At 64.2% G+C, this 20,500-nt stretch carries 18 protein-coding genes; 4 read left to right on the top strand and 14 right to left on the bottom strand.

Annotation, left to right across the window (positions count from 1 at the left end):
* Positions 1 to 48 precede the first annotated feature (48 nt).
* The gene (locus tag EAH76_RS03505) at positions 49 to 2,379 is read left to right on the top strand and encodes a site-specific DNA-methyltransferase (protein WP_140848130.1); all 2,331 of its coding nucleotides are present in this window, start codon (positions 49 to 51) and stop codon (positions 2,377 to 2,379) included.
* Positions 2,376 to 4,922 (top strand): DEAD/DEAH box helicase family protein, encoded by a 2,547-nt coding sequence (locus EAH76_RS03500; protein ID WP_140848128.1) that lies wholly within the window; start codon positions 2,376 to 2,378, stop codon positions 4,920 to 4,922. The genes EAH76_RS03505 and EAH76_RS03500 overlap by 4 nt, the downstream gene beginning before the upstream one ends.
* A gap of 131 nt (positions 4,923 to 5,053) precedes the next feature.
* On the opposite strand, the gene EAH76_RS03495 is transcribed toward EAH76_RS03500, so the two are convergent.
* The 14 genes from EAH76_RS03495 to EAH76_RS03430 form a co-directional block, all read right to left on the bottom strand.
* The gene (locus EAH76_RS03495; protein WP_140848126.1) at positions 5,054 to 5,269 is read right to left on the bottom strand and encodes a DUF2274 domain-containing protein; all 216 of its coding nucleotides are present in this window, start codon (positions 5,267 to 5,269) and stop codon (positions 5,054 to 5,056) included.
* A 9-nt stretch (positions 5,270 to 5,278) separates the two neighbouring features.
* Entirely contained in the window at positions 5,279 to 6,472 is a 1,194-nt protein-coding gene (locus tag EAH76_RS03490) for a TrbI/VirB10 family protein (RefSeq protein ID WP_140848124.1), read from the bottom strand.
* Positions 6,469 to 7,401, bottom strand: coding sequence for a P-type conjugative transfer protein TrbG (trbG, locus tag EAH76_RS03485; protein ID WP_140848122.1), 933 nt, complete (start codon positions 7,399 to 7,401; stop codon positions 6,469 to 6,471). The genes EAH76_RS03490 and trbG overlap by 4 nt, the downstream gene beginning before the upstream one ends.
* A complete protein-coding gene (trbF, locus tag EAH76_RS03480) occupies positions 7,398 to 8,210 on the bottom strand; it encodes a conjugal transfer protein TrbF (RefSeq protein WP_140848120.1) in 813 nt (270 codons plus the stop codon). The genes trbG and trbF overlap by 4 nt, the downstream gene beginning before the upstream one ends.
* Positions 8,210 to 9,511, bottom strand: a complete 1,302-nt coding sequence (trbL, locus tag EAH76_RS03475) for a P-type conjugative transfer protein TrbL (protein ID WP_140848118.1) — start codon at positions 9,509 to 9,511, stop codon at positions 8,210 to 8,212. Before trbL ends, trbF begins: the two co-directional genes overlap by 1 nt.
* Positions 9,512 to 9,625: 114 nt before the next feature.
* Positions 9,626 to 10,372 (bottom strand): P-type conjugative transfer protein TrbJ, encoded by a 747-nt coding sequence (gene trbJ / locus EAH76_RS03470; RefSeq protein ID WP_140848116.1) that lies wholly within the window; start codon positions 10,370 to 10,372, stop codon positions 9,626 to 9,628.
* Positions 10,373 to 10,376: 4 nt separating this feature from the next.
* Positions 10,377 to 12,815: a conjugal transfer protein TrbE gene (trbE, locus tag EAH76_RS03465; RefSeq protein WP_140848114.1), complete on the bottom strand. Its 2,439-nt coding sequence runs from the start codon at positions 12,813 to 12,815 to the stop codon at positions 10,377 to 10,379.
* Positions 12,809 to 13,081 carry a VirB3 family type IV secretion system protein gene (locus tag EAH76_RS03460; RefSeq protein ID WP_140848111.1) on the bottom strand — a complete coding sequence of 91 codons (273 nt, stop codon included), beginning with the start codon at positions 13,079 to 13,081 and terminating at the stop codon, positions 12,809 to 12,811. The genes trbE and EAH76_RS03460 overlap by 7 nt, the downstream gene beginning before the upstream one ends.
* A complete protein-coding gene (locus EAH76_RS03455) occupies positions 13,078 to 13,419 on the bottom strand; it encodes a TrbC/VirB2 family protein (protein ID WP_241659536.1) in 342 nt (113 codons plus the stop codon). The genes EAH76_RS03460 and EAH76_RS03455 overlap by 4 nt, the downstream gene beginning before the upstream one ends.
* Complete coding sequence (trbB, locus tag EAH76_RS03450; RefSeq protein ID WP_140848105.1) at positions 13,416 to 14,405, bottom strand: P-type conjugative transfer ATPase TrbB; 990 nt, start codon at positions 14,403 to 14,405, stop codon at positions 13,416 to 13,418. Before trbB ends, EAH76_RS03455 begins: the two co-directional genes overlap by 4 nt.
* Positions 14,402 to 14,803, bottom strand: a complete 402-nt coding sequence (locus EAH76_RS03445) for a CopG family transcriptional regulator (protein WP_140848102.1) — start codon at positions 14,801 to 14,803, stop codon at positions 14,402 to 14,404. Before EAH76_RS03445 ends, trbB begins: the two co-directional genes overlap by 4 nt.
* A 2-nt stretch (positions 14,804 to 14,805) precedes the next feature.
* Positions 14,806 to 16,842 carry a conjugal transfer protein TraG gene (locus tag EAH76_RS03440; protein ID WP_140848099.1) on the bottom strand — a complete coding sequence of 679 codons (2,037 nt, stop codon included), beginning with the start codon at positions 16,840 to 16,842 and terminating at the stop codon, positions 14,806 to 14,808.
* Positions 16,843 to 17,055: 213 nt separating this feature from the next.
* Positions 17,056 to 17,298 (bottom strand): hypothetical protein, encoded by a 243-nt coding sequence (locus tag EAH76_RS03435; RefSeq protein ID WP_140848097.1) that lies wholly within the window; start codon positions 17,296 to 17,298, stop codon positions 17,056 to 17,058.
* Between the two features lie 171 nt (positions 17,299 to 17,469).
* Positions 17,470 to 18,339, bottom strand: a complete 870-nt coding sequence (locus EAH76_RS03430) for a DUF6615 family protein (RefSeq protein ID WP_140848094.1) — start codon at positions 18,337 to 18,339, stop codon at positions 17,470 to 17,472.
* A 225-nt stretch (positions 18,340 to 18,564) separates the two neighbouring features.
* On the opposite strand from EAH76_RS03430, the gene EAH76_RS03425 reads away from it, so the two are divergent.
* Both EAH76_RS03425 and tcmP read left to right on the top strand, forming a co-directional pair.
* Positions 18,565 to 19,302: a DUF5131 family protein gene (locus EAH76_RS03425; RefSeq protein WP_140848091.1), complete on the top strand. Its 738-nt coding sequence runs from the start codon at positions 18,565 to 18,567 to the stop codon at positions 19,300 to 19,302.
* On the top strand, positions 19,303 to 20,460 hold the full coding sequence (tcmP, locus tag EAH76_RS03420) for a three-Cys-motif partner protein TcmP (RefSeq protein WP_140848089.1): 1,158 nt from the start codon (positions 19,303 to 19,305) through the stop codon (positions 20,458 to 20,460).
* The last annotated feature ends 40 nt before the right edge of the window (positions 20,461 to 20,500 follow it).

Genomic DNA, 20,500 nt, shown 5'->3' with positions numbered 1-20,500 from the left:
GGGCCTAACCCGGCTACCACGTCTTTCCAATTCCCCTAGGACGACATTTTGGCGAAACTCGACGAACTCATTGCCCTGGTTGAAGATCCGAGCCTGCGCGCACGGCTCGCCACGACGGCTACCACGCTGGCTAGCAGGGTCACGCTCGGCCTGAATTTCGAGCGCCATATTCCCGAGTTCGTCTCGCTTCCCGGATTGCCGATTCGTCCCGGGATGATGGTATCAGCCCGCGGCAGTTCGCATTCTCGGCCGCTGCGTGTCGTCAAGCTTGAGCCCAACCGCGTCGTATGTACCGCGGAGGCAAACGGGGCGACCGAGCTGCTTTATTTCGAGCCGGACGCGATCGTGGCCCTCAAGCGCTCGAACGAACCGATCTACCCGGCGTTGATCCCGGTCGCTTCCGACCGCCGCGACGATGCGATCGCCGAGCATGTCCTGATCGAGGGCGAGAATTTGGCCGTGCTCGAGCTCCTCGAATGGACGCACTCGAGCCGGTTTCAGTGCATTTATATCGATCCGCCCTACAATACCGGCGCGCGGGACTGGCGGTACAATAACGACTATGTCGACCGGAACGACGCGTTTAAGTCGAGCAAATGGCTTTCCATGATGGAGCGGCGCCTGGTGATCGCGCGTCGGCTGCTCGCCTCCGACGGCGTGCTTGTTGTCGCCATCGACGATTATGAATATGCGCATCTGGTGACGCTGCTGGGATCGGAGCGCCTGTTTCGGGGCTGGACGATCGAGACCGTCGTCATCCAGCACAATCCGCGCGGCGGCGGCGGCAACCATATCAGCAATACGCACGAATATGCGGTCTTCGTGGTGCCGCCGGGCCGGAGCCTCGCGCCTATCGCCAAGGGGAGCGACGAGCTTCGCGACTATCGGCGGCGCGGGCGCGGCGACAACAACCGCCGTTCGGGGCGCCCCAAGAGTTTCTTCGCGATCCATGTCGATCCGGAAACACGCGAAGTCGTCGGCGTCGGTCCTGAGATCGGCAAGGATGATACCTACCCGACCGACCCAACAGCGGAAGGCCATCAGCGTATCTACCCGTTGGGACGCGACGGGCTTGAGCGGGTCTGGCGCAATACCAGGATCGCGGTGCGAGACGGGATTGTGGAGAAGACGCTTACCCTGCGTTGCACTGCGAACGACACGATCGTCCAGGTAATCTCGGGCGAACGAAAAACCGTGCCGATCCGCAGCATCTGGTCGGGCGCGCGCTACAATGCAGGCGAACAGGGCACCAATTTGGTCGAAGCGCTGACCGGCGTCGAATTTCCCTATCCGAAATCGATCTACACGGTTCTCGACTGCCTCAAGGCGACTGTCGGCGATCGCCCGGAGGCGCTGGTCCTCGATTTTTTCGGAGGATCGGGAACCACAGCGCACGCGCTCCAGCTTCTTAACGAGTTCGACGACGGACACCGGCAAGCCTTCATCGTTACCAACAATGAGCTGGGCGAGCCGAAGGAGCGCGAGCTGAGCCTAGAGGGCGTGCAGCCCTATGAGGACGCCTGGGAGCGCCACGGCATCTGTCGGGCGGTCACCTATCCCCGGCTTGCCAATGCGATCTCGGGCGCGCGCGACGATGCGCCAGTCGAATGGGACCTTGAGCTTGGCGGCACGCGCTCGGTCGAAACCGAGATGCCGATCCGGGTGCTGCCCTTTGTCGGACCGGCGCAAGCAGCGGCGCCCGCGGCCCGGGCCGCGCTCGCGCCTTTTCTCGGGCTCCCGGCCAAGTTGGTGCGGGACGCCTGGCCTTATTATGTGCCGCCGGCCGATGGCGACCGTCACAAGACGGCCTTGCTCTTCGACCTTGAGGCTATCGACGACTTTGCCGACGCCGCTGCCGAAGCCGGCGAGATTGAGCAGGTCTTCGTGGTTTCCTCGGGCACCGATCCGCGCGATCGCGCGATGACCGTCCGGCTGCGTGAAGCGCTAGGACCCCGGGTTGTCGATCGGCCGGTCACGCGCAAAGCCTCGGAAGGACTGCGGGCAAACCTGAATTATCTGCGGATGCTGTACCTCGATCCCGGCGAAGTCGAAATCGGCCAACGCCTGGCCGATCTCATTCCAACCTTGTGGTTGATGGCGGGCGCACGGGGACCGGTTCCGCGATATGACGATATGCAAGGCTATCTGCTCTCTTGCGAATGCGGATTTGCATTGCTCGCGGACGAGAGCGCGTTTCGCACGTTCCGCGCGGAGCTTGAACAGGCGAAGGATGTTAGTTGGGCTTTTCTGGTGTGTGATTCGGACGACGGGTTTCAGCAGCTGTGCGCGGCGCTGCCGCCACACATTCCGCCGCGGCGGCGCATCCGCCTGTACCGCGATTATCTGACCAACTTCCGTATCAACCTCGGCGACCGATGAGGCTCAAGCTCCGCGAATATCAGGAAGTCGCTGTGGTTAAGCTGCTGAAGATCCTTCAGCAGGCACAATATGGCTCGCGCTCGCTCGCGCTTGCCCAAGGCGTGCAGTTTTCCGCGCCGACGGGTGCCGGCAAGACGGTGATGCTTGGCGCGATCATCGAGGCGCTGTTGGTCGGTAACGAATATTCTGCCGCCGCCGGGCTGCTGCCTTCGCCCGACATGACGTTTCTGTGGTTGTCCGATCTGCCCGAGCTTAATCGCCAGTCGCTGGTCCGCATCCAGGACGCGGCGAACGGCCTCTCCCTCGACCAGCTTGTCGAGATCGACCAAAGCTTCGACCGGAGCGAGCTCGAGACGGGGCGTGCCTATTTCCTCAACTATCAGAAGCTGCGTGCCGGATCGCTGCTGACGCGCAATGGCGACGATCGCAGCTCGACGATCTGGGAAACGATCGCCGCCACCCAGGCAACTCGCCCCGGCAAATTGATCGCGATCATCGACGAAGCCCATCGTGGGCTCGGCAACGCGCGCATCTCGCAAACGATCGCCTCGCGATTCGTGCTAGGCGCGCAAGGCGATTCACCCGAGCCGCTGATCCGGCGCGGCGGTGCCTTGGTGCCATTTCCGCCGCTCGAGATTGTGCTCGGCATGAGTGCGACCCCGGCGCGCTTCCAATCCTATCTTACCAACAAGGGCGGCCGCGCGATTATGCCGGTCGACATCCATCCGGCCGAAGTCCGGGGGTCGGGTCTGATCAAGGACCAGCTCATACTCCATGGCTGCCGTGACGGCGAGGCGCCGTGGAGCCTGCTTGGCCGCGCGATTGCTTGCGTACAGGATTTCGAGCGCGACTGGCGGCGCTACACGCTCGAGAATTCCCTTGAGCCGGTCCAGCCGGCGATTCTCATCCAGGTCGAGGATGGTGCCGGCCGCGAGACCAGCGCCACCGATCTGCCGCTGCTTATCGAAACGCTGCGCGACGCATGGCCGGATCTGACTGGCGCCGAAGTCATCCATTGCTTCCACGGTACCGGTGATCTCAACTTTGGAACCGGCTGGAGCATTCCCTATCGCGAGCCGAGCTCGATTTCGGGAGATCCGGGCATCCGGGTCGTCCTGTTCAAGACCGCGCTCAATACCGGCTGGGATTGTCCGCGCGCGGAGGTGCTGATGTCCTTCCGCTCGATGCGCGACCGCACTGCAATCGCCCAGCTGGTCGGCCGTATGGTACGTACCCCGCTTGGCCGCTCGGTGCCGGGCGACGCGGTGCTCAATTCGACGCACCTGTTCCTGCCGTTTTTCGAGCGCGGCAATCTGGAAGAAGTTCGCGCCGATCTGCTCGCCGATCTTGGCGAAGCGGGAACGGCGATCGAATCCGCCGCCGACCTCCAGGAACTGGTGGTGCGGCCGGGCGGCGAGACTTTGTTCGATGTGCTTAAGGTTGCGCCCACCGAGGTCGTGCCGGCGACACGCCCGACGCCGGTGATCCGGCGCCTGCTGCGCACCACGCGTCTGCTCGAACAATATGGTCTTGTAGAGCGCGCGACCGCCGGCGCCGTCGATGCGCTGGTCCAAGTGCTCCGCGCCGCCTTCGCTGCACGCGCCGCGGATCAGGATTTTGCCGATCGCATCCAGCGCCGCGGCGAATATGTCGTCAGCAGCGTGACCGTGCAGGATGGCCTGATCATCGCCGAAACCGATGCGACCGGCGAGCTTGCCCAATCCGACGTCGAGACCAGCTACCAAGCCTCGGCAGCGCTCGTTGCCGAGGAGGTCGCCAATCGCTGGCTGCGCGAGCGCTACGATCCCGACGTGCCCGTGCAGGCCAAGCTCGAATTCCTCGAGCTTGCCGGTATCCCAGCGGTGCTTGCCAAACTCCAGCAGGTCGCATCGGAGCAGATCGCCGACATCGAAGCCACTTACCGCCCGCAGATCCTCGCTTTGCCGCCCGCACAGGCCGATCAGTTCGCGGTACTCCAACGCTCGGGCCGTTCGGTGCAGCTTGCGTTGATGATGCCCGAACGCCGCGTGCTCTTTCCGCTTGAGCCGCACGCCGTGCAGCAAGATGGCCATTTATTCGTTGAGCCGGGCACGGAAGACAGTTGCCGCCTGCGTCTGAACGGATGGGAGCAGGAGACGCTCGACGAAGAACGCCGGCGTCCAGGCTTTCTCGGCTTCCTGCGCAATCTGGACCGGAAGCGTTGGGCGCTGTCCTATGCCTATTCATATGACGGCGTGAAAGCCGGCTATCCCGATCTGCTCGTCTTCCGCGGGTCGGATGCGGGGATCGAAATCGACATTCTCGAGCCGCACCTTGATGCAGGCGACAGCGTCGCCAAGGCAAAGGGGCTTGCCCGTTTTGCCCGCGACCATCGGACCAGGATCGGGCGCGTCGAGATGCTTCGCAAGCTCGACACAAAGGGCGGCATGGTCCGGCTAACCCTCCATGATGCCGGAATCGCCACGGCGGTTCTGGATGACATCACGTCGAGCGAAGATCTGGTGCAGTTGTTCAAGGCGCGCGGCACGCGATCGCAATATTGATCTGAGAAGATCTGCCACAGCATAAGCGGGCACGTCATGACTTCAGGCTGCCTCCCGATCGGCAGATGGGTGCGCCTGCGCCGAGTCCGGCAGTTTTCCCATATCGTCGAGCTCGGCGCGCAGCATGCGCTTCATGATCTGTTTCGCGACCGGGCAAATCCCCTGTCGCCGTCCAGGAAGTTTGCCAGCATCGCGGGAATAAGCTCGGCAATGGGTTCTTCGCGGCCATATGCTTCGGCATAGAGCGTGGCGTACTCCTGCAACATCTGGTGCAGATCGGGTGTGACGGTAATCGCAAGCTTGACTGGAGTTCTGTCGGGCAACCGAGCCAGTTTGAGTTCGGGCATGATTTGCTCCTATCCGCGCCAAGGCGCGAGAATGATGTCCTTGTGGACGACCAGTCGCACGGTCGCGCCAGGCTGGATCGTGATCGTCGGCTGGATATTGAGGCTACGGGACGTAAGCTGGTCGCCGGCGCGCGACACGTTTTGTTGTGTCGATTCTCGAATTGCCTGGACGAGATCGCTCTCGCCCGTGACGGTCAGCTGCAAGCCGACGCCGAGCAGTGTCGAAAGCGCGACGCCCTTGAGAAGCGCCCATGTGTGGAAGTCGACCTTGCCCTGCAGGCCGGCATAGCCCGACGCGTCTGTGGCTGGGACATTGTCGATCCTGAGCGAGCTGCCGTCGGGCAACATTATCCGCTGCCACACTATCAGCGCGCGCTTCTGGCCGAATGCCACGACGCTGTCGTAACTTCCGATCAGCCGCGACCCCTGCGGGATAAGAAGAATACGACCGGACGGGCTGTCGAACACCTGGCTAGTAACCTGCGCCGTCACCAGCCCCGGCAGGTCGGAGCGCAGGCCGGTGATCAGACTCGCCGATATGACGCTGCCCGCCGAGAGCAGATAGGGCGACGGTGCCGCCGTCAGTGTGTGTGGATTGATGTCCCCGGAGCGATCGAGCGTGCCAACGAACTGGGCCTTGCGCCCCTGAGCGTTGGGGTCCCGATCCGGATCAAGAGCTGGTCCCGATGCCTCTGGCGTTGGGGCCGCCGGCGTTGCTGCGGCGTCGGCTGCTACTGTCGGCGAAGCGGTCGTGCGTCCTTGCACTAAAACCCCGGATTGGCGAGCGGCTCTCAACTCCGACAATCGGCGCTCCCTTTCTTGCGCCTCCGACTGGCTCGACGGATCATTGCCGACGCCGGTTTCCGTAGCCATGCGGCGCTGGCTTTCGAGGATCGGCCTGCCCAGGTCACCGGGCAGCGGCGGCCCGAGCTTCGGGGTATCGCCATAGGTTGCGGGCAAGCCGTTCAGAGCGTCAGTCGACGGACGATTGCTCGGCTCCGACAATTCTCGGGCGTCTGGGACCGCGCTGAAGACGCGCGGTTTCAGCGCGATCCATGCGACGACGACCAGGCTGACGGATCCAAGAGCGGCGACGGCGATGATAACGCCGCGACGAAAGCGAATCGCGCGCGCCGGCTTCGTCCGGATCGCCAACGTCTCGGGATCGAGCTTCGCGGCTGGAGAGACGGTAGCCTCGCTCATGAGCGCTTCCCCTTTCGCGAGGAAGTGCCGTCACCGACGCGTGCGATCCGGACAACCTGCTGCTTGTTGGTGCCGAGCCTGAGCTCGGCCGCGTCGAAGATTCGGTCGACGACATAGAATCGGCCGCGGACACGATAATTGACCAGCTCGGCCTCGCCGGTCGGCCCGACAACGAACAGTGGCGGCGCGTCGCCGACGGCGATGCTGGCGGCGAACTCGACAAAGGTCTGCCGGCCATCGTCGAACGCACGAAGGGGCCGCCATGCAGGCGCGTCGCCACTGATCGCATAGTTGAAATGGAGGTTGTCGACCGCCAGTCCTTCGGAAACCGGCGCTGCAGCGGCGACCTGCTCGGCGGCCCGCTTCAGGGCAATCAGCTGGTCGGCCGGATAAGTCCATGACAAGGCGGCCATCGCGGTGCGCGACGTTGCGGTGAGTTGGAGGTGGTAGCTCCGCCGATCCGTCGTCACGACGAGATTAGTAGCGAGGCCCGAGGTAAACGGCTTCACTAGGATGTGCGTTCGCTTGTCTGCGCCGGTGCCGCTCGTCGTGTCGCCGATGACCCACCGGACCGTATCGCCGGCCGCCACCGCCACGAGATTTTCGCTGGGCTGCAAGGCAATGTCGGTGACGGCACCGGGCGCGGTGTAGACTTGATAGATCGTGCCGTCGCTGAACGGGAAGACCTGGACCGCATTCACGAAACCCTGTGCCTGCGGCTCCAGTGTGGCTGCACGATTGGCCGCAGCGACACGCGCCACCATCGGGTTGACTCGCTTGCGGGCGATCGTTTGCCGAGTTGGCTGCCTCGACGCTGGCGACGCCTTGGCGACGGCGATGGGCCTCGGTGCCGGTTGAGGCGTCGTGGTTTGGGCCTGCGCTGACGTCGCGATGATCGCGAGGGCGGACGCTGCGAGTACGAACTTCATGGGCGTGACTCCTGGGCGGGCTGCGTGGGAGCAGCGAGATTGGGATCGAGGGGAGAGCCGAGCGGCAAGCCTGCCGGGACAGGCGGTGGGGCAGCAGGCGGCGGTGTCGGACGCGACTGCGCGGGAGGATCGAGCTCCCGGCTCCAGTCGACCGCATCGACATAGACGCCAAGCGGGTTCTTCCGGAGCGTGTCCGCATCGGTAGGCGCCCGCATCACGACGGTCAGGATCGCCGTCCAGCGCTGCGTCCCGGACTGCGCGCCACGCTCATAGGCGGTCTCGGTCCATTTGACCTGGAAGGACCGATCCGATGCGCGGACCACGCTCGTCACCTGAACCGACACCGTCCGCTCGCCGATACTGGCAAAGGGATCGGCGGTTCGGGCATAGTCGCCGAGAAACTGGGCGCCGCGCTTGGTGGTGAAGTCATAGGCTTCGAGCCAGTCCTGGCGAACCAGCACCGGATCGAGCGATCGGCCGCGGACGTTCGCGATAAAACGCGACAGGTGCCATGCGATCTGCGGATCAGTGGGATGATAGCCCGCCTCTGCTTCCGAGACGGCGCGCGCCTCGCCCAGCCGGTCGACCTCCACGACATAGGGCGTAATGCGGCTCTGCACCGACTGCCAGACGAGACCTGACGAAAGACCGCCGGTGAGGGCAAGGCACCCGAATGCCATCAGGCGCCAGTTGCGCGCTTGCACGCGAGCAGAACCGATCCGCTCATCCCAGACCTGGCCGGCACGCTGGTACGGCGTCTCCGGCTCCGGGGTTTGTCCGTAACGCTGGACGGCGCGTTTGAAGATCATCAGTCGTCCCTTTCCTTGATGTCGGGGGTGGCGGAGGCGCCGCCGCGATCGCCTTGCTGCAAGGTGTGCAGCGCGATCTGGCGGTGATGTCGGGCGGTCTGCTGGCCACGCATCGCTCGTGCCCAGGCCGGGGTGCCGTCGGCGTCGGAGGATGATCCTGCTTCGGCCCGGCCGCTGCGATTGAGTGCATTCCAGGCCGCAGCCCGACCCTGCGAAGCGGCTTCGCCCAGGCCGAGCGCGCTCGAGGCGCGCTCGCGGGCGGCATTGCCGGCGGCGCGCGCCACGCCGCCAAGGCCAGCCGCCATCGTTGGTGACGACGCGGTTTCCTTGCCCAGCGTGTAGGCGGTCGAAGCTGCCGATCCCATCGAGGTGCCGGCCCGCACCGCGCCGAGTGCCGCGCCGCCAAGGGCGCGCGCCCCGCCAACAGCAGCGCCGCCCGCAAGCATCGTGATACCCGCCGCGCCGACGGTCGTGCCGAGCGCGGCACCAGCACCGAGTTGCGGAGCGCCCGCGACGAGTCCCGAGGCAATGCTTGGACCGAAAATGCCGAGACCGAACATGGTGAGGCTGGCGAGCATCAGGCTCAGCGCCTGTCCGATGTCCGGCTCCTGGCCCTGCAGAGCGGTCGTGAACTCGGTGAAGAAGTTTGAGCCGATGCCGACGATGACGGCGAGGACCATCACCTTGATGCCCGACGAGACCACGTTGCCGAGCACGCGTTCGGCCAGGAAGCTGGTCCGGTTCCAGAGTGCAAATGGCACAAGGATGAAGCCGGCCAGCGATGTCAGCTTGAACTCGATGATTGTGACGAACATCTGCACCGCGAGGATGAAGAAGGTGATGATGACGATCGCCCAGGCGAACAGCAGCACGGCGATGGTCAGGAAATTGTCGAAGAAGGTCGTGAACCCCGTCAGCTCGGATACCTGCTGCAGGAGTGGCCAGGCCGCAGAGAATCCCGTCCCCGCAAGCCGTCCGGGCTTGAGGAGATCAGCCGCCGACATGCCGCCGCCGCCCGCGGTGAGGCCGGCCTGCGCGCACGAGCGGAAGATGATGTCGGCAAGCGTCGAGAAGCTGTTCAGGATGAACGCGAACGCGCCGATGTAGAGGATCTTCTTGAGGAAGCGGCCGATCACATTGTCGTCGCCGCCCATCGCCCAGAACAGTCCCGCCAGCGTCACGTCGATGCCGATCAACGTCACGGTCAGGAAGTGGACGTCGCCGCCGAGCAACCCGAAGCCGGCGTCGATGTAGGTAATGAACGCCTGCATGAAGCGGTCGATGACATTGAGATCGTTCACGGCTGTTGGTTCCTCAGCGAAGTGAAAGAGGCCGCGGGGCGAAGCCGGGGGAGCGAAGCCCCGCCCCGCGGCAGACGACGACGGGAGGCGGACCGTCGCCGCCCTCCGGCGCGCCTATTGGGGGGTGTAGGCGCTGCCGGAACCGAGGAACTTCTTGGTCGCCGCCTGCGCATCGATCTGCGCTTGCGCCTGCCGCGCGCGCTCGATCGTCTCGGCGCGATACTGGGCGGCCATCATGTTCTGGATCTGGAACTGTTGCTTAGCACTTAGCGCGAGCAGCTGGTTGGTGGCCTGCTGCGCCTGCAAGGATCCTTCGGCACCTTGGCTTTTCGCGACCAGCGAAGACAGGGTCTGGGCATCGGCCGCGACGTTTTCGACGACCTGCGCCTGCACGGTCATCGTGTACTGGTAGGCGGTCATGGCGGTGTCGAGGCGAGAGCGCGCAGCAACGACCTGATCGTTCATCCGCAATGCCTGGCCGAAGCTCTGCGGGAAGAGCTGGTGGAATTGCTGGTCGAGGCCGGAGACCTGAAGCCGGATGCCCTGGGCTTGTCCCATCAGCCGATCGACCTGCTGCAGTGTCTGGGTCAGCGCCTGAAGCTCGGGGAAATCGATCGTGGTCAGGTTCTTCGCCTGGTTGAGCAGGCTTCGCGCCTGGTTCTGCAGCGACTGGATCTGGTTGTTGATCTGGGTGAGCGTCCGGGCGGCCGTCAGGATGTTCTGGCTGTAATTGCTCGGGTCGAACACCGTCAGTTGCGCGCGGGCAGGCGTGCTTGTCATGGCCAGGCCCATGGCGAGCGAGCCTGCTGTCCCGAGACCTAGCGCCTTCGCGATCAGAATTTTTCGGGTGAGGAAACGCATCACATTACTCCTTTGCTTGGGGGGCGGGAAAATCGGCGAGCAGGTCGGCCGCCCAGTCGAGGCCGGCATCGCGCAAGAAGCGGGCCGCGAAATCCGAGAGGCCGTGGTCGGCGATCATCGCGTCGATCCGCGATTGCGTGGCGGGGTCCGACGCGCCGCACAGGGCTAGCGCGACCGGACCAAGGCCCAGTTCGAACAGCCGATTGCCGCGCGCCGACTGCAGGTAATAGTGCCGCTTCGGCGTGGCGCGGCTGACCAGCTCGATCTGGCGATCGTTCAGTCCGAAGCGCTCGTAGGCCTCTCGGCTTTGCGGCTCGATCGCGCGATCATTGGGAAGCAGGATGCGCTGTGGGCAGCTCTCGATGATGGCCGGCGCGATGCTGCTCGACGCGATGTCGGCTAGGCTCTGCGTCGCGAACAGCACCGCGACGTTCTTCTTGCGGAGCACTTTCAACCACTCGCGAATTCGCGCGGCGAACAGCGGATGATCAAGGAATATCCAGGCCTCGTCGAGCACCAGCAAGGTCGGCCGACCATCGAACCGCTCTTCCAGCCGGTGGAAGAGATAGGTCAGTACCGGCGCCACCACGCCGGCCTGGCCCATCAGCTCCTCGGTCTCGAAGCACTGGACATCGGCGAAGGCGAGATGCTGCTCGGCCGCGTCGAGCAGCCGTCCATAGGGGCCGTCTAGCGTGTAGGCGCCAAGCGCGGTGCGAAGCGCATTCGATTGGAGGAGCAGCGTGAGCCCGGTTAGGGTGCGTTCCTCCGGCGGCGCTGACGCGAGGCTGCCGAGCGCGGACCAGACGGCATCCTTTACCTCGGGCGTGACGAGTACCTTCTCGTGCGCGAGCAGCGCCGCGATCCATTCCGCCGCCCAGCTTCGCTCGGTGGCATCGTCGATCCTGCGCAAAGGCTGAAAGGCGAGCGTTTCGCCGGCATCGGCACCGAGGCCCAGCGCGTGATGCGCACCGCCCATCGCCAGCACGGCGGCGCGGGCGGAGAACCCCTTGTCGAAGATATAGACCTGCGAGTTCGCGTAGCGCCGGAACTGGAGCGCAATCAGGGCCAGCAGCACGGACTTGCCGGCACCGGTCGGTCCTACCACCAGCATGTGACCGACGTCGCCGACATGCGTCGACAGCCGGAACGGCGTCGAACCTGCCGTACTGGCATGGAGCAACGGGGGACCGTCGAGATGGGCGTTGCGGACAGGGCCGGCCCAGACCGACGACAGCGGCATCAGATGCGCGAGGTTCAGCGTATGGACCAGCGGCTGCCGGACGTTTGCGTAGACCTGACCTGGCAGCGACGACAGCCACGCCTCGACCGCGTTGACACCCTCTCGTATCGTCGTGAAGCCGAGCCCGTTGACGATCCGTTCGACCCGCCTGACCTTGTCTTCGACGCCGGCGCGATCACTATCGCTGACCGTGATGGTCGTGGTCAGGTGGCCGAACGCGACATGGTCGCCGCCGAGGACCTGAAGCGCGAGGTCGGCATCGACCACCTTGTTGTCGGCGTCGGTGTCGAGCAACAGAGATGGCTGGTTGTACATGATCTCGCGCAGGAGCGCGGTGATCGACTTGCGCTTGTTGAACCACTGCCGCCGCAGCTTGTTGAGCGCTTTGGTGGCGTCGCTCTTGTCGAGCGCGAGAAAGCGCGTGACCCAGCGATAGCCGAAGTCCTGATGGTTGAGTGCATCGAGGATTCCCGGCCGACTCATGCTTGGGAAGCCGAGCACCGTCAGCGTGCGAAGGTGGGTGCCGCCGAGCCGCGGCTCCAGCCCGCCGGTCAGCGGCGTGTCGACGAGCAGCGCGTCGAGATAGACCGGTGTCTCCGGGACCGCGACATGATGCGGGCGATTTGAGATGGTGCCATGCAGGAAGGTCAGCGTCTCGGAATCATCGAGAGCGCGGACCTCGGGCATGAAGCTGGCGAAGAGATCGAGGGCGCGATCGCTTTCGGCGATGAAGCTGGACAGCGCTCCGTGCCAGTCGCGGCCCTTGTCGGCATCGGGCCGCTCGACCAGCGAACGGCCGGCCGCCTCGGCGCTATCCGGCGTCGGCAGCCAGGTCAGCGTCAAATGATAGCGGCTTTCATAGTGTTCGCCTTCGCCGAGGAAGGCGGCGCGTCGTTCCTGGTCGACCAGCCAGGACGCGGCATCGGGAAAGCCGCTGTCGGGGTAGGCAGATGCCACGCGACGCTCGGCTTCGAAGAACAGCGCCCAGCCCGACCCGAACCGCTTGAGGACATTGTTGGCCCGAGCACAGGCCGAGATCAGCTCGCCCTCGGTCGCGGATTCCAGGTCGGGTCCTCGGAAGCGCAACGTCCGCTGGAAGCTCCCGTCCTTGTTCAGGATGATGCCAGTTGCGACGAGCGCCGCCCATGGGAGATAGTCCGCCAACCGGTCGGGCCGGTGACGATATTCGGCGAGATTCAGCACGCGAAATAGCCTTTCTGGCGGAGATGACGGATCAACACGGGCGCGAAATCCGGGTCGCGGCGCGCGGCGAAGACGGCGATGCTGTGGCCGACCGCCCAGAGCACGAGACCGGCAATCCATTGCTGAAGGCCGAGGCCGACGGCGGCTGCCAGCGTTCCATTGACGATCGCCAGCCCGCGCGGTGCGCCGCCGAGCAGGATGGGCGATCCGAGGCTCCCATGGATGGGAGCCTCGAACCCTTCGAGGTGTTGGCCGGCGCCGATCACGCGATCAGCGCCCCACCGCCGAAGCTGAAGAAGCTGAGGAAGAAGCTCGACGCCGCGAAGGCGATCGACAGGCCGAAGACGATCTGGATGAGGCGGCGGAAGCCGCCGCTGCTTTCGCCGAACGCCAGCGTCAGACCGGTGACGATGATCACGATGACGGCAACGATCTTCGCGACCGGACCCTGGACGGATTCCAGCACCTGCTGGAGCGGTTGCTCCCACGGCATGCCGGAACCGGCCGCCTGCGCGGCGGGGGCTATGGCGAGGGTCAGGCCGATGGCCGCACCGACGAGGAAGGTCGATCCGCGAGACGGAATCTTGGCAAGCTGCATGGTCATTCTCCTTGGGGGTTGAGGGGCAAGAGGAAGTCGGCGAGCGCGTAGGCGCCGGTGTCGGGATCGAGCCCGGCGACACGCGCGATCTGCGAGATGCGGCGCTGGAGGCCGCGTCCGGAGATGAAGACAATGATGTCGATCGCCTCGGCGATCAGCCGGCGCGGGACCGTGACCACCGCCTCCTGGACGAGACCCTCGATCCGGTAGAGTGCTGAGATCGCGCTATTGGCGTGGACGGTGGCGATGCCGCCGGGATGGCCGGTGTTCCAGGCCTTGAGCATGTCGAGCGCTTCGGGGCCTCGCACCTCTCCCACGATGATGCGGTCGGGGCGCAGGCGCAGCGTCGAGCGGACGAGGTCGGCCATCGTCACGACACCCGGGCGCGTGCGCAAAGCCACTGTGTCGGCGGCCGGGCTTTGCAGCTCGCGGGTGTCCTCGATCAGGATCACGCGCTCGTCCACCCAAGCCATTTCGGCGAGAAGCGCGTTGGCGAGTGTGGTCTTCCCCGAGCTTGTGCCGCCGGCCACGAGGATGTTGTAGCGTTGAGTAACGCAGGCCTTCAGCCGGTCGGCGGCCGCTGGCGACATGATGCCGTCGGCCACATAGTCGTCGAGACTGTAGAGCCGCTCCGCTGGCTTGCGGATCGAGAAGCAGGGTGCTGTCGATACGGGCGGCAGCAGTCCTTCGAACCGCTCGCCAGCACGTCCCTCGATATGCGGCGGCAGTTCGGCCGAGACGATCGGCGCGTCGCCGTGAACCTCGGCCCGAGCATGAGAAGCGACAAGTCGGATGATCCGTTCGACTTGGGCGGCGTCCATCCGCACACCTGTGTCGGTGCGCCCTTCGCCAAGCCGGTCGAGGCGTAGCGCGCCGTCGGGATTGACCATAATCTCGATGACACGTGCATCGGCGAGGGCATCGGCAATCGCCGATCCCATCGCCGTGCGCAGCATTGCGCGCCGCCGGTCCGCGGAAACGCCGCCGCTCATTGACTAGGCTCCGTGCTGCCGATCGTTCGGCGGCCGGCGGCTATCTGCCGACCGACCTGTGCGATGAAGGCTTCGAACCGCTTGGCGGCGATGGCCCGGCCGGCATGGTCGTTCTCGGCGAGCGGTGCGTGGATCGCCAGTTCGTAGCGGACGAACAGCGCGATCGTTTCGAGCTGGATGTGGCCGTCGCGCTCCAACCTGCCGATCGCAGCCGTCAGGCGATCGAGCCGGATTCCGAAGCGGTCCTCCAGTTCCGACGCTCCCCGCCTGTTGAGCCAGGCCGTGACGGCATCGGTCAGGATTGCAGACTTCGACGCGCCGGGCTTTGCGGCAAGCGTTTCGAGGCGGTCGCTGACTGGCTTGGGCAGGAACAGCTGATGCCGGATTTTCTCGGCCATCGTCAGAGGTCCAGCTGCAGATCGCCGGGCCGGCGATCTGCGGCGTCTATGGCGTAAACGGAGCGAGCGGTGCCGAGCGCGCTGGCCTGATCCATCGCGCGGCTGTCGGCGGCAAGATCTCCGTCGTCGTCGCCAAGGCCAAGCGGGTCGGCTGTGATCGGATCGGGCGTCAGCGGACGGTCGATTTCCTGACCGGGGTGTCGGGCCTGTTCGAGACCGCCACCGGTATCGTCGCCTTCGGTATCGCCAGCAGCCCCTAAGCGCGCATCGATGCCGCGCACGATCCCGGCCCAATCGTCCGGGCGCGATCCAGGGCGGTCGGCATACTCACCGTCCGACAAGATAGGTGGCGGCAGGACGCGCGCTTTGAAGGTGCTGTCCTCATAGTATCGCAACTTGGTCGCGCGGATCGGTGGCGTGCCAGCGATCAGTACCAGTTCGTCGGTCGGCGGAAGTTGCATCACCTCGCCGGGTGTCAGGAGCGCACGAGCCGTCTCCTGCCGACTGACCATGACGTGCGCGAGCCAGGGCGCGAGCCGATGACCGGCATAGTTGCGCATCGCGCGCTGTTCGGTCGCGGTGCCCAGCGCATCGGAAATGCGCTTGGCGGTTCGTTCGTCGTTGGAAGCGAACGCCACGCGCACATGGCAATTGTCGAGGATGGCGTTGTGCTCGCCATAGGCCTTCTCGATCTGATTGAGGCTCTGCGCGATCAGGAAGGCGCGCACGCCGTAGCCGGCAAGGAACGCGAGGCTGGTTTCGAAGAAGTCTAGCCGCCCAAGCGCCGGAAACTCGTCGAGCATCATGAGCAGCTTGTGGTGATTGGCGGCGTTAGCGCCGTTTTCGGCGTGCAAATGCTCGGTCAGCCGGCGACCGATCTGATTAAGGACAAGGCGGATCAGCGGTTTGGTGCGGCTGATGTCGGATGGCGGCACGACCAGATACAGCGAGACCGGCGACTTGCCTTCGACCAGATCGGCGATGCGCCAATCGCAGCGCGATGTTACCGTCGCGACGGTCGGATCGCGGTAAAGGCCGAGGAACGACATCGCTGTCGACAACACGCCGGATCGCTCGTTCTCGGACTTGTTGAGAACTTCTCTCGCCGCCGACGCCACGACCGGGTGAACGACAGGGGCTTCGACCGTGCCGAGATGATTTGTGGTCATCATCCGTTTGAGCGTCGCAGTAAATGGCCGCTGCGGATCGGACAGGAAGGTCGCAACGCGCGCCAACGTCTTCTCTTCCTCGGCATAAAGAATGTGGAGGATCGCTCCCACCAGCAGCGAATGGCTGGTCTTTTCCCAGTGGCTGCGCCGTTCGAGGGCACCTTCGGGATCGACGAGAATGTCGGCGATATTCTGGACGTCGCGTACTTCGTCGATGCCGCGGCGCACTTCGAGCAGCGGATTGTAGCGCGCCGAACGCGCGTCGGTCGGATTGAAAAGCAGGCAATGCGAAAAGCGCTGGCGCCAGCCGGCCGTCAGCTGCCAGTTCTCGCCTTTGATGTCGTGGATGACGGCAGAGCCGGACCAGCCGAGCAAGGTCGGTACGACTAGGCCGACGCCCTTGCCGCTCCGCGTTGGCGCGAACGCCATGATGTGTTCGGGACCGTCATGGCGGAGATACCGCGGCCCGGTTCGACCGAGGAACACGCCGGACTCGGTGAGCAGACCTGCGGCCCGAATGTCTCGACCGTCGGCCCAGCGCGCCGAACCGTAGGTGGTAAGATTGTTGCGCTGGCGCGCGCGCCAGACCGAACCAAAGATCGCCGCGCCGCATCCGACCAGACCGCTCGCCGCTGCAATCGCACCCGCCTTTTCGAAAAGGACCGGGGCATAGGCTTCGAACGAAAACCACCAGCCGAATAACGCCCAAGGCTGGTAGATAGGACGGCCAAAAGCGAAGAACCACGGCCGGCCAAGCTCTGGCTGATAGGCCAGTTCCGCAGCCGCCCACTGAGTCGCGAACCAGACGCCCGCCAGCACTATGGCGAACACCACAAAGATCTGTCCGATGAGGAGTTTGGTCGGGGTCATGCGGGCCTCCGCCCGCGACAGAATCAGTCTGTGTGGGCTCGGCCTCTAAAATCGGCGATCCTCGCCTTCCGCGTCAGAGCCTCTCTGGTGACGTCGGAGGTCAGTTGAGGGCCAGCGGTGAACGCACGGTGGCCAACCGGTGGTGGGATGCGAAAAATGGCCGCAGCATAGGCTGCGGCCATCCTCCGGATCCGTTCGATTTGAGGCGGGGCGTCAGTCGAGGAGCCAGGGCTCGAACCGCGCGCGGACAGTCCTCATCTCGGTTGCGGCATCGAGCTTCGGCATGTCTTTCAACTGCCGACCCACCTCCGCCATAAACGTCGCCAAGCCGATCGATCGAGCACGTAACTGCACGAGAAGTTCGAACGCGGTTTCCTCCTCACTCGGATGCCCGACAAACTCGCGTTCTCCGTAACAGAAGCACTGCGGGATCAGCTTTTTCCAATCGTTCTTCATGGTCGTTCTCCATCATTGCCAAAAGCGGCGACACAAATTGAGCAAGCCCATCGCCCCGCTGCGTGCCGTCGCGAAAAGCATTTACTGTTCTCGATTTCGCAGCTTCCGGAGCTGCCAAAATCGCGCGCGATCTCACCCGCGAATCTTGGCCGTCACGTCGCCGTTTTTCGATCAGCGCGCTTCGGAAATGAGAATGATGCGCGGACGTTTCACGCGCGCGGGAATAATGCGCTGGGCTCGCCGTTCGACCGCTTGCCTGACGTTCGCCGGCAACGAGTCCAGTACCCGCAGCGGGGCGCGTGGCCGCTGGTCAGCCACAGCGCCGCGTGTCTCCCCTTCCAGTTCATGCCTGCCATAACGACCGCTGCGAGTTTCAATGGCGCTTTCAATTGTCCTCCGCACGTCCCGCGGCGACGCCATGGTTCGCGTGCCCACATCACTCGACGGCGCGCAGAGGATGTCGGCCAGGGGGAAGAACAGCGGCTGCAAACTACCGATGCGCTTGAATGGAAGACGCTTCGGCTTGACCCGCACCATCATCTTGATGCGATCGCGAATATCGACTGCGCTCGCCAGCTCGATCCCTCCGATTATGGCGCCGGATGCAGTACATGTTCGCGCGGGATTGTAGAATGCGTACAGCGGGATTGTCGGGATCGTCTCACGCCCGACCCCCGCCATAAGCAATCGCGACTGATTGCCGCTATTGTGCGGGTACGCGAGCTCGCGATACGAGCCCAGCGCCCAATTGCCAGCATGCGGCGTAAGCCGCTTCGCCTGTATGCGAAACTGCACCGAGTCGCCCACTAAGGGATCGACAATCGCCAGATCGAAATCGCCGCCAGTTTTGACCTCGTTCGGCGTTTGCACGATCACATCATTGCCAGGCAGCGACAGCATCGAGGCGACCAAGATGTCGGTGATGCTGTCTTCGCGAAAGCGCCGCTTCAGACTGTTTTCAATATCGAGAAATTCCGCGATCATAGTTGGCAGCCGGTTGGCCAGATCACACGGTGACGCAAAAATCGGTGCGATCGGCATGTCATTCCCCATTGCCATATCGACCAACGATCGGCGCGATTGCCTTCTTAGATGGCTTTCAAATGCCCAGTTCGTCCAGCCATATCTCTCAAGGGGAACAGACGATGAATCTTCGATTCCATTGAGCGCCGTAATGTGAGATTCTGCCCCGCGACGCGAACCGCGTCGGATCGCGCGATCCGGTCGCAGGTGCGCTGAACCTTGAGGGGCGCGACGAACAGCAGAATGGCCGATCACAGCGCAATCGAGTGGACTGACGCAACGTGGAATCCGGTAACGGGCTGCACGAAGATCACGGCTGGCTGCGACAATTGCTATGCGGCGCGCTTCTCGGAACGATTTCGTGGTGTACCCGGCCATCCTTTCGAGAACGGCTTCGACCTGACATTGCGGCCAGAGCGCGTCGACCAGCCCCTCCGCTGGCGGCGCGGTCGGATGATCTTCGTCAATTCGATGAGCGACCTATTCCACAAAGCCATCCCGAAAGAGTTCATCGATCAGGTGTTTGAGACGATGGAAACGGCCGACTGGCACACCTATCAGGTGCTGACCAAGCGCAGCCCGCGCCTGCGCGACTATCTCAAGGGCCGCTATGCCGATAGGGCGCCGCCATCGCACATCTGGACCGGGGTGTCGGTCGAGGATCGCAAGGGTGCGGCTCGCGTCGAGCACTTGCGCGATTCACCATCGGCAGTGCGCTTCCTCTCGGTTGAGCCGCTGATCGGCCCGGTCGGCGACATCGATCTCAGCGGCATCCACTGGGTCATCGCCGGCGGCGAGAGCGGACCAAATGCGCGGGTAATGCACATCGACTGGGCGCGGGAGATCCGCGACGCATGCCGCGACCAGGACGTGCCGTTCTTTTTCAAGCAATGGGGTGGGTATCGCCCGAAGTCCGGCGGCCGCGAGCTCGATGGCCGCGAATGGAGCGAGTGGCCGCAATCACGGCAGGTGGCCGGCTGAATGCTTGATCCGCAATGGTATGAAGGCCGGGAACAGGCGCTGGTGAAGCACACGTTCCTCGATACCTACATGCCGGCGCAGATTCCCAAGATCGTCAGCTGGGCCAACGAGTTCACCTATATCGACCTGTTCGCAGGCCCATGGCAGTCGAAAAGCGGTGACTATGCCGATACCTCGTTCGGCATTGCGCTTGGCCGCATGACCGAGGCGAAGGCGATGCAGGCCAGATTGGGCCGCACCGTCAAGATGGTCGCCCACCTTGTCGAGAAGGATGCAAAGAACTTCGCCGAGCTCACCGAAGCGGTGAAGCGTTTTTCCGACGTCGAGGTGCATTGCTATCAGGGCGTTGCCGAGCTGCATGCCGCGACGATCGCCAGTTTGATCCCGACCCGTGCCTTTCGTTTCGTGGTGATCGATCCCAAAGGCGTGCCCGACGTCCGCAAGTTTAAATGCCTGATCGAGCCCGGCAACACCGAGGTGCTGCTCAACTTCATGTTCCAGTTCGCCAACCGGTTCGCCGGATCACAGGATCGCATGCCCACACTCGAAGGGTGGCTCGGCGGCCTGTCCGAAGAGGAAGGCAGCTGGCGCAGGGACTTTGCCGAGCTCAAGGGGCAGGAGCGCGAGGCAGCGATTACCGACCGCGCGCGCCAAGCGCTGCGCAATATGGGCGGCTATGTCTACGCCCCGGCGCTGACGGTCGATGAGACCGCGACTGAGCGGCCGCTATACAAGCTGATCTACCTGTCTCGCCATCCGGTCGGGCTGCGCGTGTTTCGCGACGCCCACGTCAAGGCGCTGGAAGCGCAGGCCACCTACAAATCCGCCAAAAAGGCCGAAAGCCGGCGTCAGAAATCCGGGATGGACGATCTGTTCGCGAGCCCCACCGCCATCAACCCGGGCGAGCGTAGCGCGCTGGAGATTACCGGCGGCGCGGTCGCCGCGCAGGCCATGATGATGCAAATGCTGGCGGACAAACACGGTGGTATCGACTGGAAGGACATCTGGCCCCGCGTGCTGGATGCCTGTGTGATCACGCACAACGAGCTCGGTGATTGCGTCCGCGATTTGCGCAGCAATGCCAGAGTCAACGTACCGGCATGGACGAGCGCCGCAGTCAAACGGCCGAAAGACGAATTTACCGTCAGCTTGCCGTGACCTTACTTTTGCGCGGAATCCCCATGACTCATTGTGTCGC

The sequence above is a fragment of the Sphingomonas glacialis genome, assembly GCF_006439055.1.
GTDB classification, from domain to species: domain Bacteria; phylum Pseudomonadota; class Alphaproteobacteria; order Sphingomonadales; family Sphingomonadaceae; genus Sphingomonas; species Sphingomonas glacialis_A.
The sequence above is the reverse complement of the archived record's forward strand: the minus strand, read 5'-3'. Positions and strand labels throughout refer to the sequence as shown.

Coding starts and splice junctions, on each gene's coding strand:
- EAH76_RS03500 (WP_140848128.1), top strand. CDS start 2,376: ATGAGGCTCAAGCTCCGCGAATATCAGGAAGTCGCTGTGGTTAAGCTG.
- EAH76_RS03495 (WP_140848126.1), bottom strand. CDS start 5,269: ATGCCCGAACTCAAACTGGCTCGGTTGCCCGACAGAACTCCAGTCAAG.
- EAH76_RS03490 (WP_140848124.1), bottom strand. CDS start 6,472: ATGAGCGAGGCTACCGTCTCTCCAGCCGCGAAGCTCGATCCCGAGACG.
- trbG (WP_140848122.1), bottom strand. CDS start 7,401: ATGAAGTTCGTACTCGCAGCGTCCGCCCTCGCGATCATCGCGACGTCA.
- trbF (WP_140848120.1), bottom strand. CDS start 8,210: ATGATCTTCAAACGCGCCGTCCAGCGTTACGGACAAACCCCGGAGCCG.
- trbJ (WP_140848116.1), bottom strand. CDS start 10,372: ATGCGTTTCCTCACCCGAAAAATTCTGATCGCGAAGGCGCTAGGTCTC.
- EAH76_RS03455 (WP_241659536.1), bottom strand. CDS start 13,419: ATGACCATGCAGCTTGCCAAGATTCCGTCTCGCGGATCGACCTTCCTC.
- trbB (WP_140848105.1), bottom strand. CDS start 14,405: ATGAGCGGCGGCGTTTCCGCGGACCGGCGGCGCGCAATGCTGCGCACG.
- EAH76_RS03445 (WP_140848102.1), bottom strand. CDS start 14,803: ATGGCCGAGAAAATCCGGCATCAGCTGTTCCTGCCCAAGCCAGTCAGC.
- EAH76_RS03440 (WP_140848099.1), bottom strand. CDS start 16,842: ATGACCCCGACCAAACTCCTCATCGGACAGATCTTTGTGGTGTTCGCC.
- EAH76_RS03435 (WP_140848097.1), bottom strand. CDS start 17,298: ATGAAGAACGATTGGAAAAAGCTGATCCCGCAGTGCTTCTGTTACGGA.
- EAH76_RS03430 (WP_140848094.1), bottom strand. CDS start 18,339: ATGCCGATCGCACCGATTTTTGCGTCACCGTGTGATCTGGCCAACCGG.
- EAH76_RS03425 (WP_140848091.1), top strand. CDS start 18,565: ATGGCCGATCACAGCGCAATCGAGTGGACTGACGCAACGTGGAATCCG.
- tcmP (WP_140848089.1), top strand. CDS start 19,303: ATGCTTGATCCGCAATGGTATGAAGGCCGGGAACAGGCGCTGGTGAAG.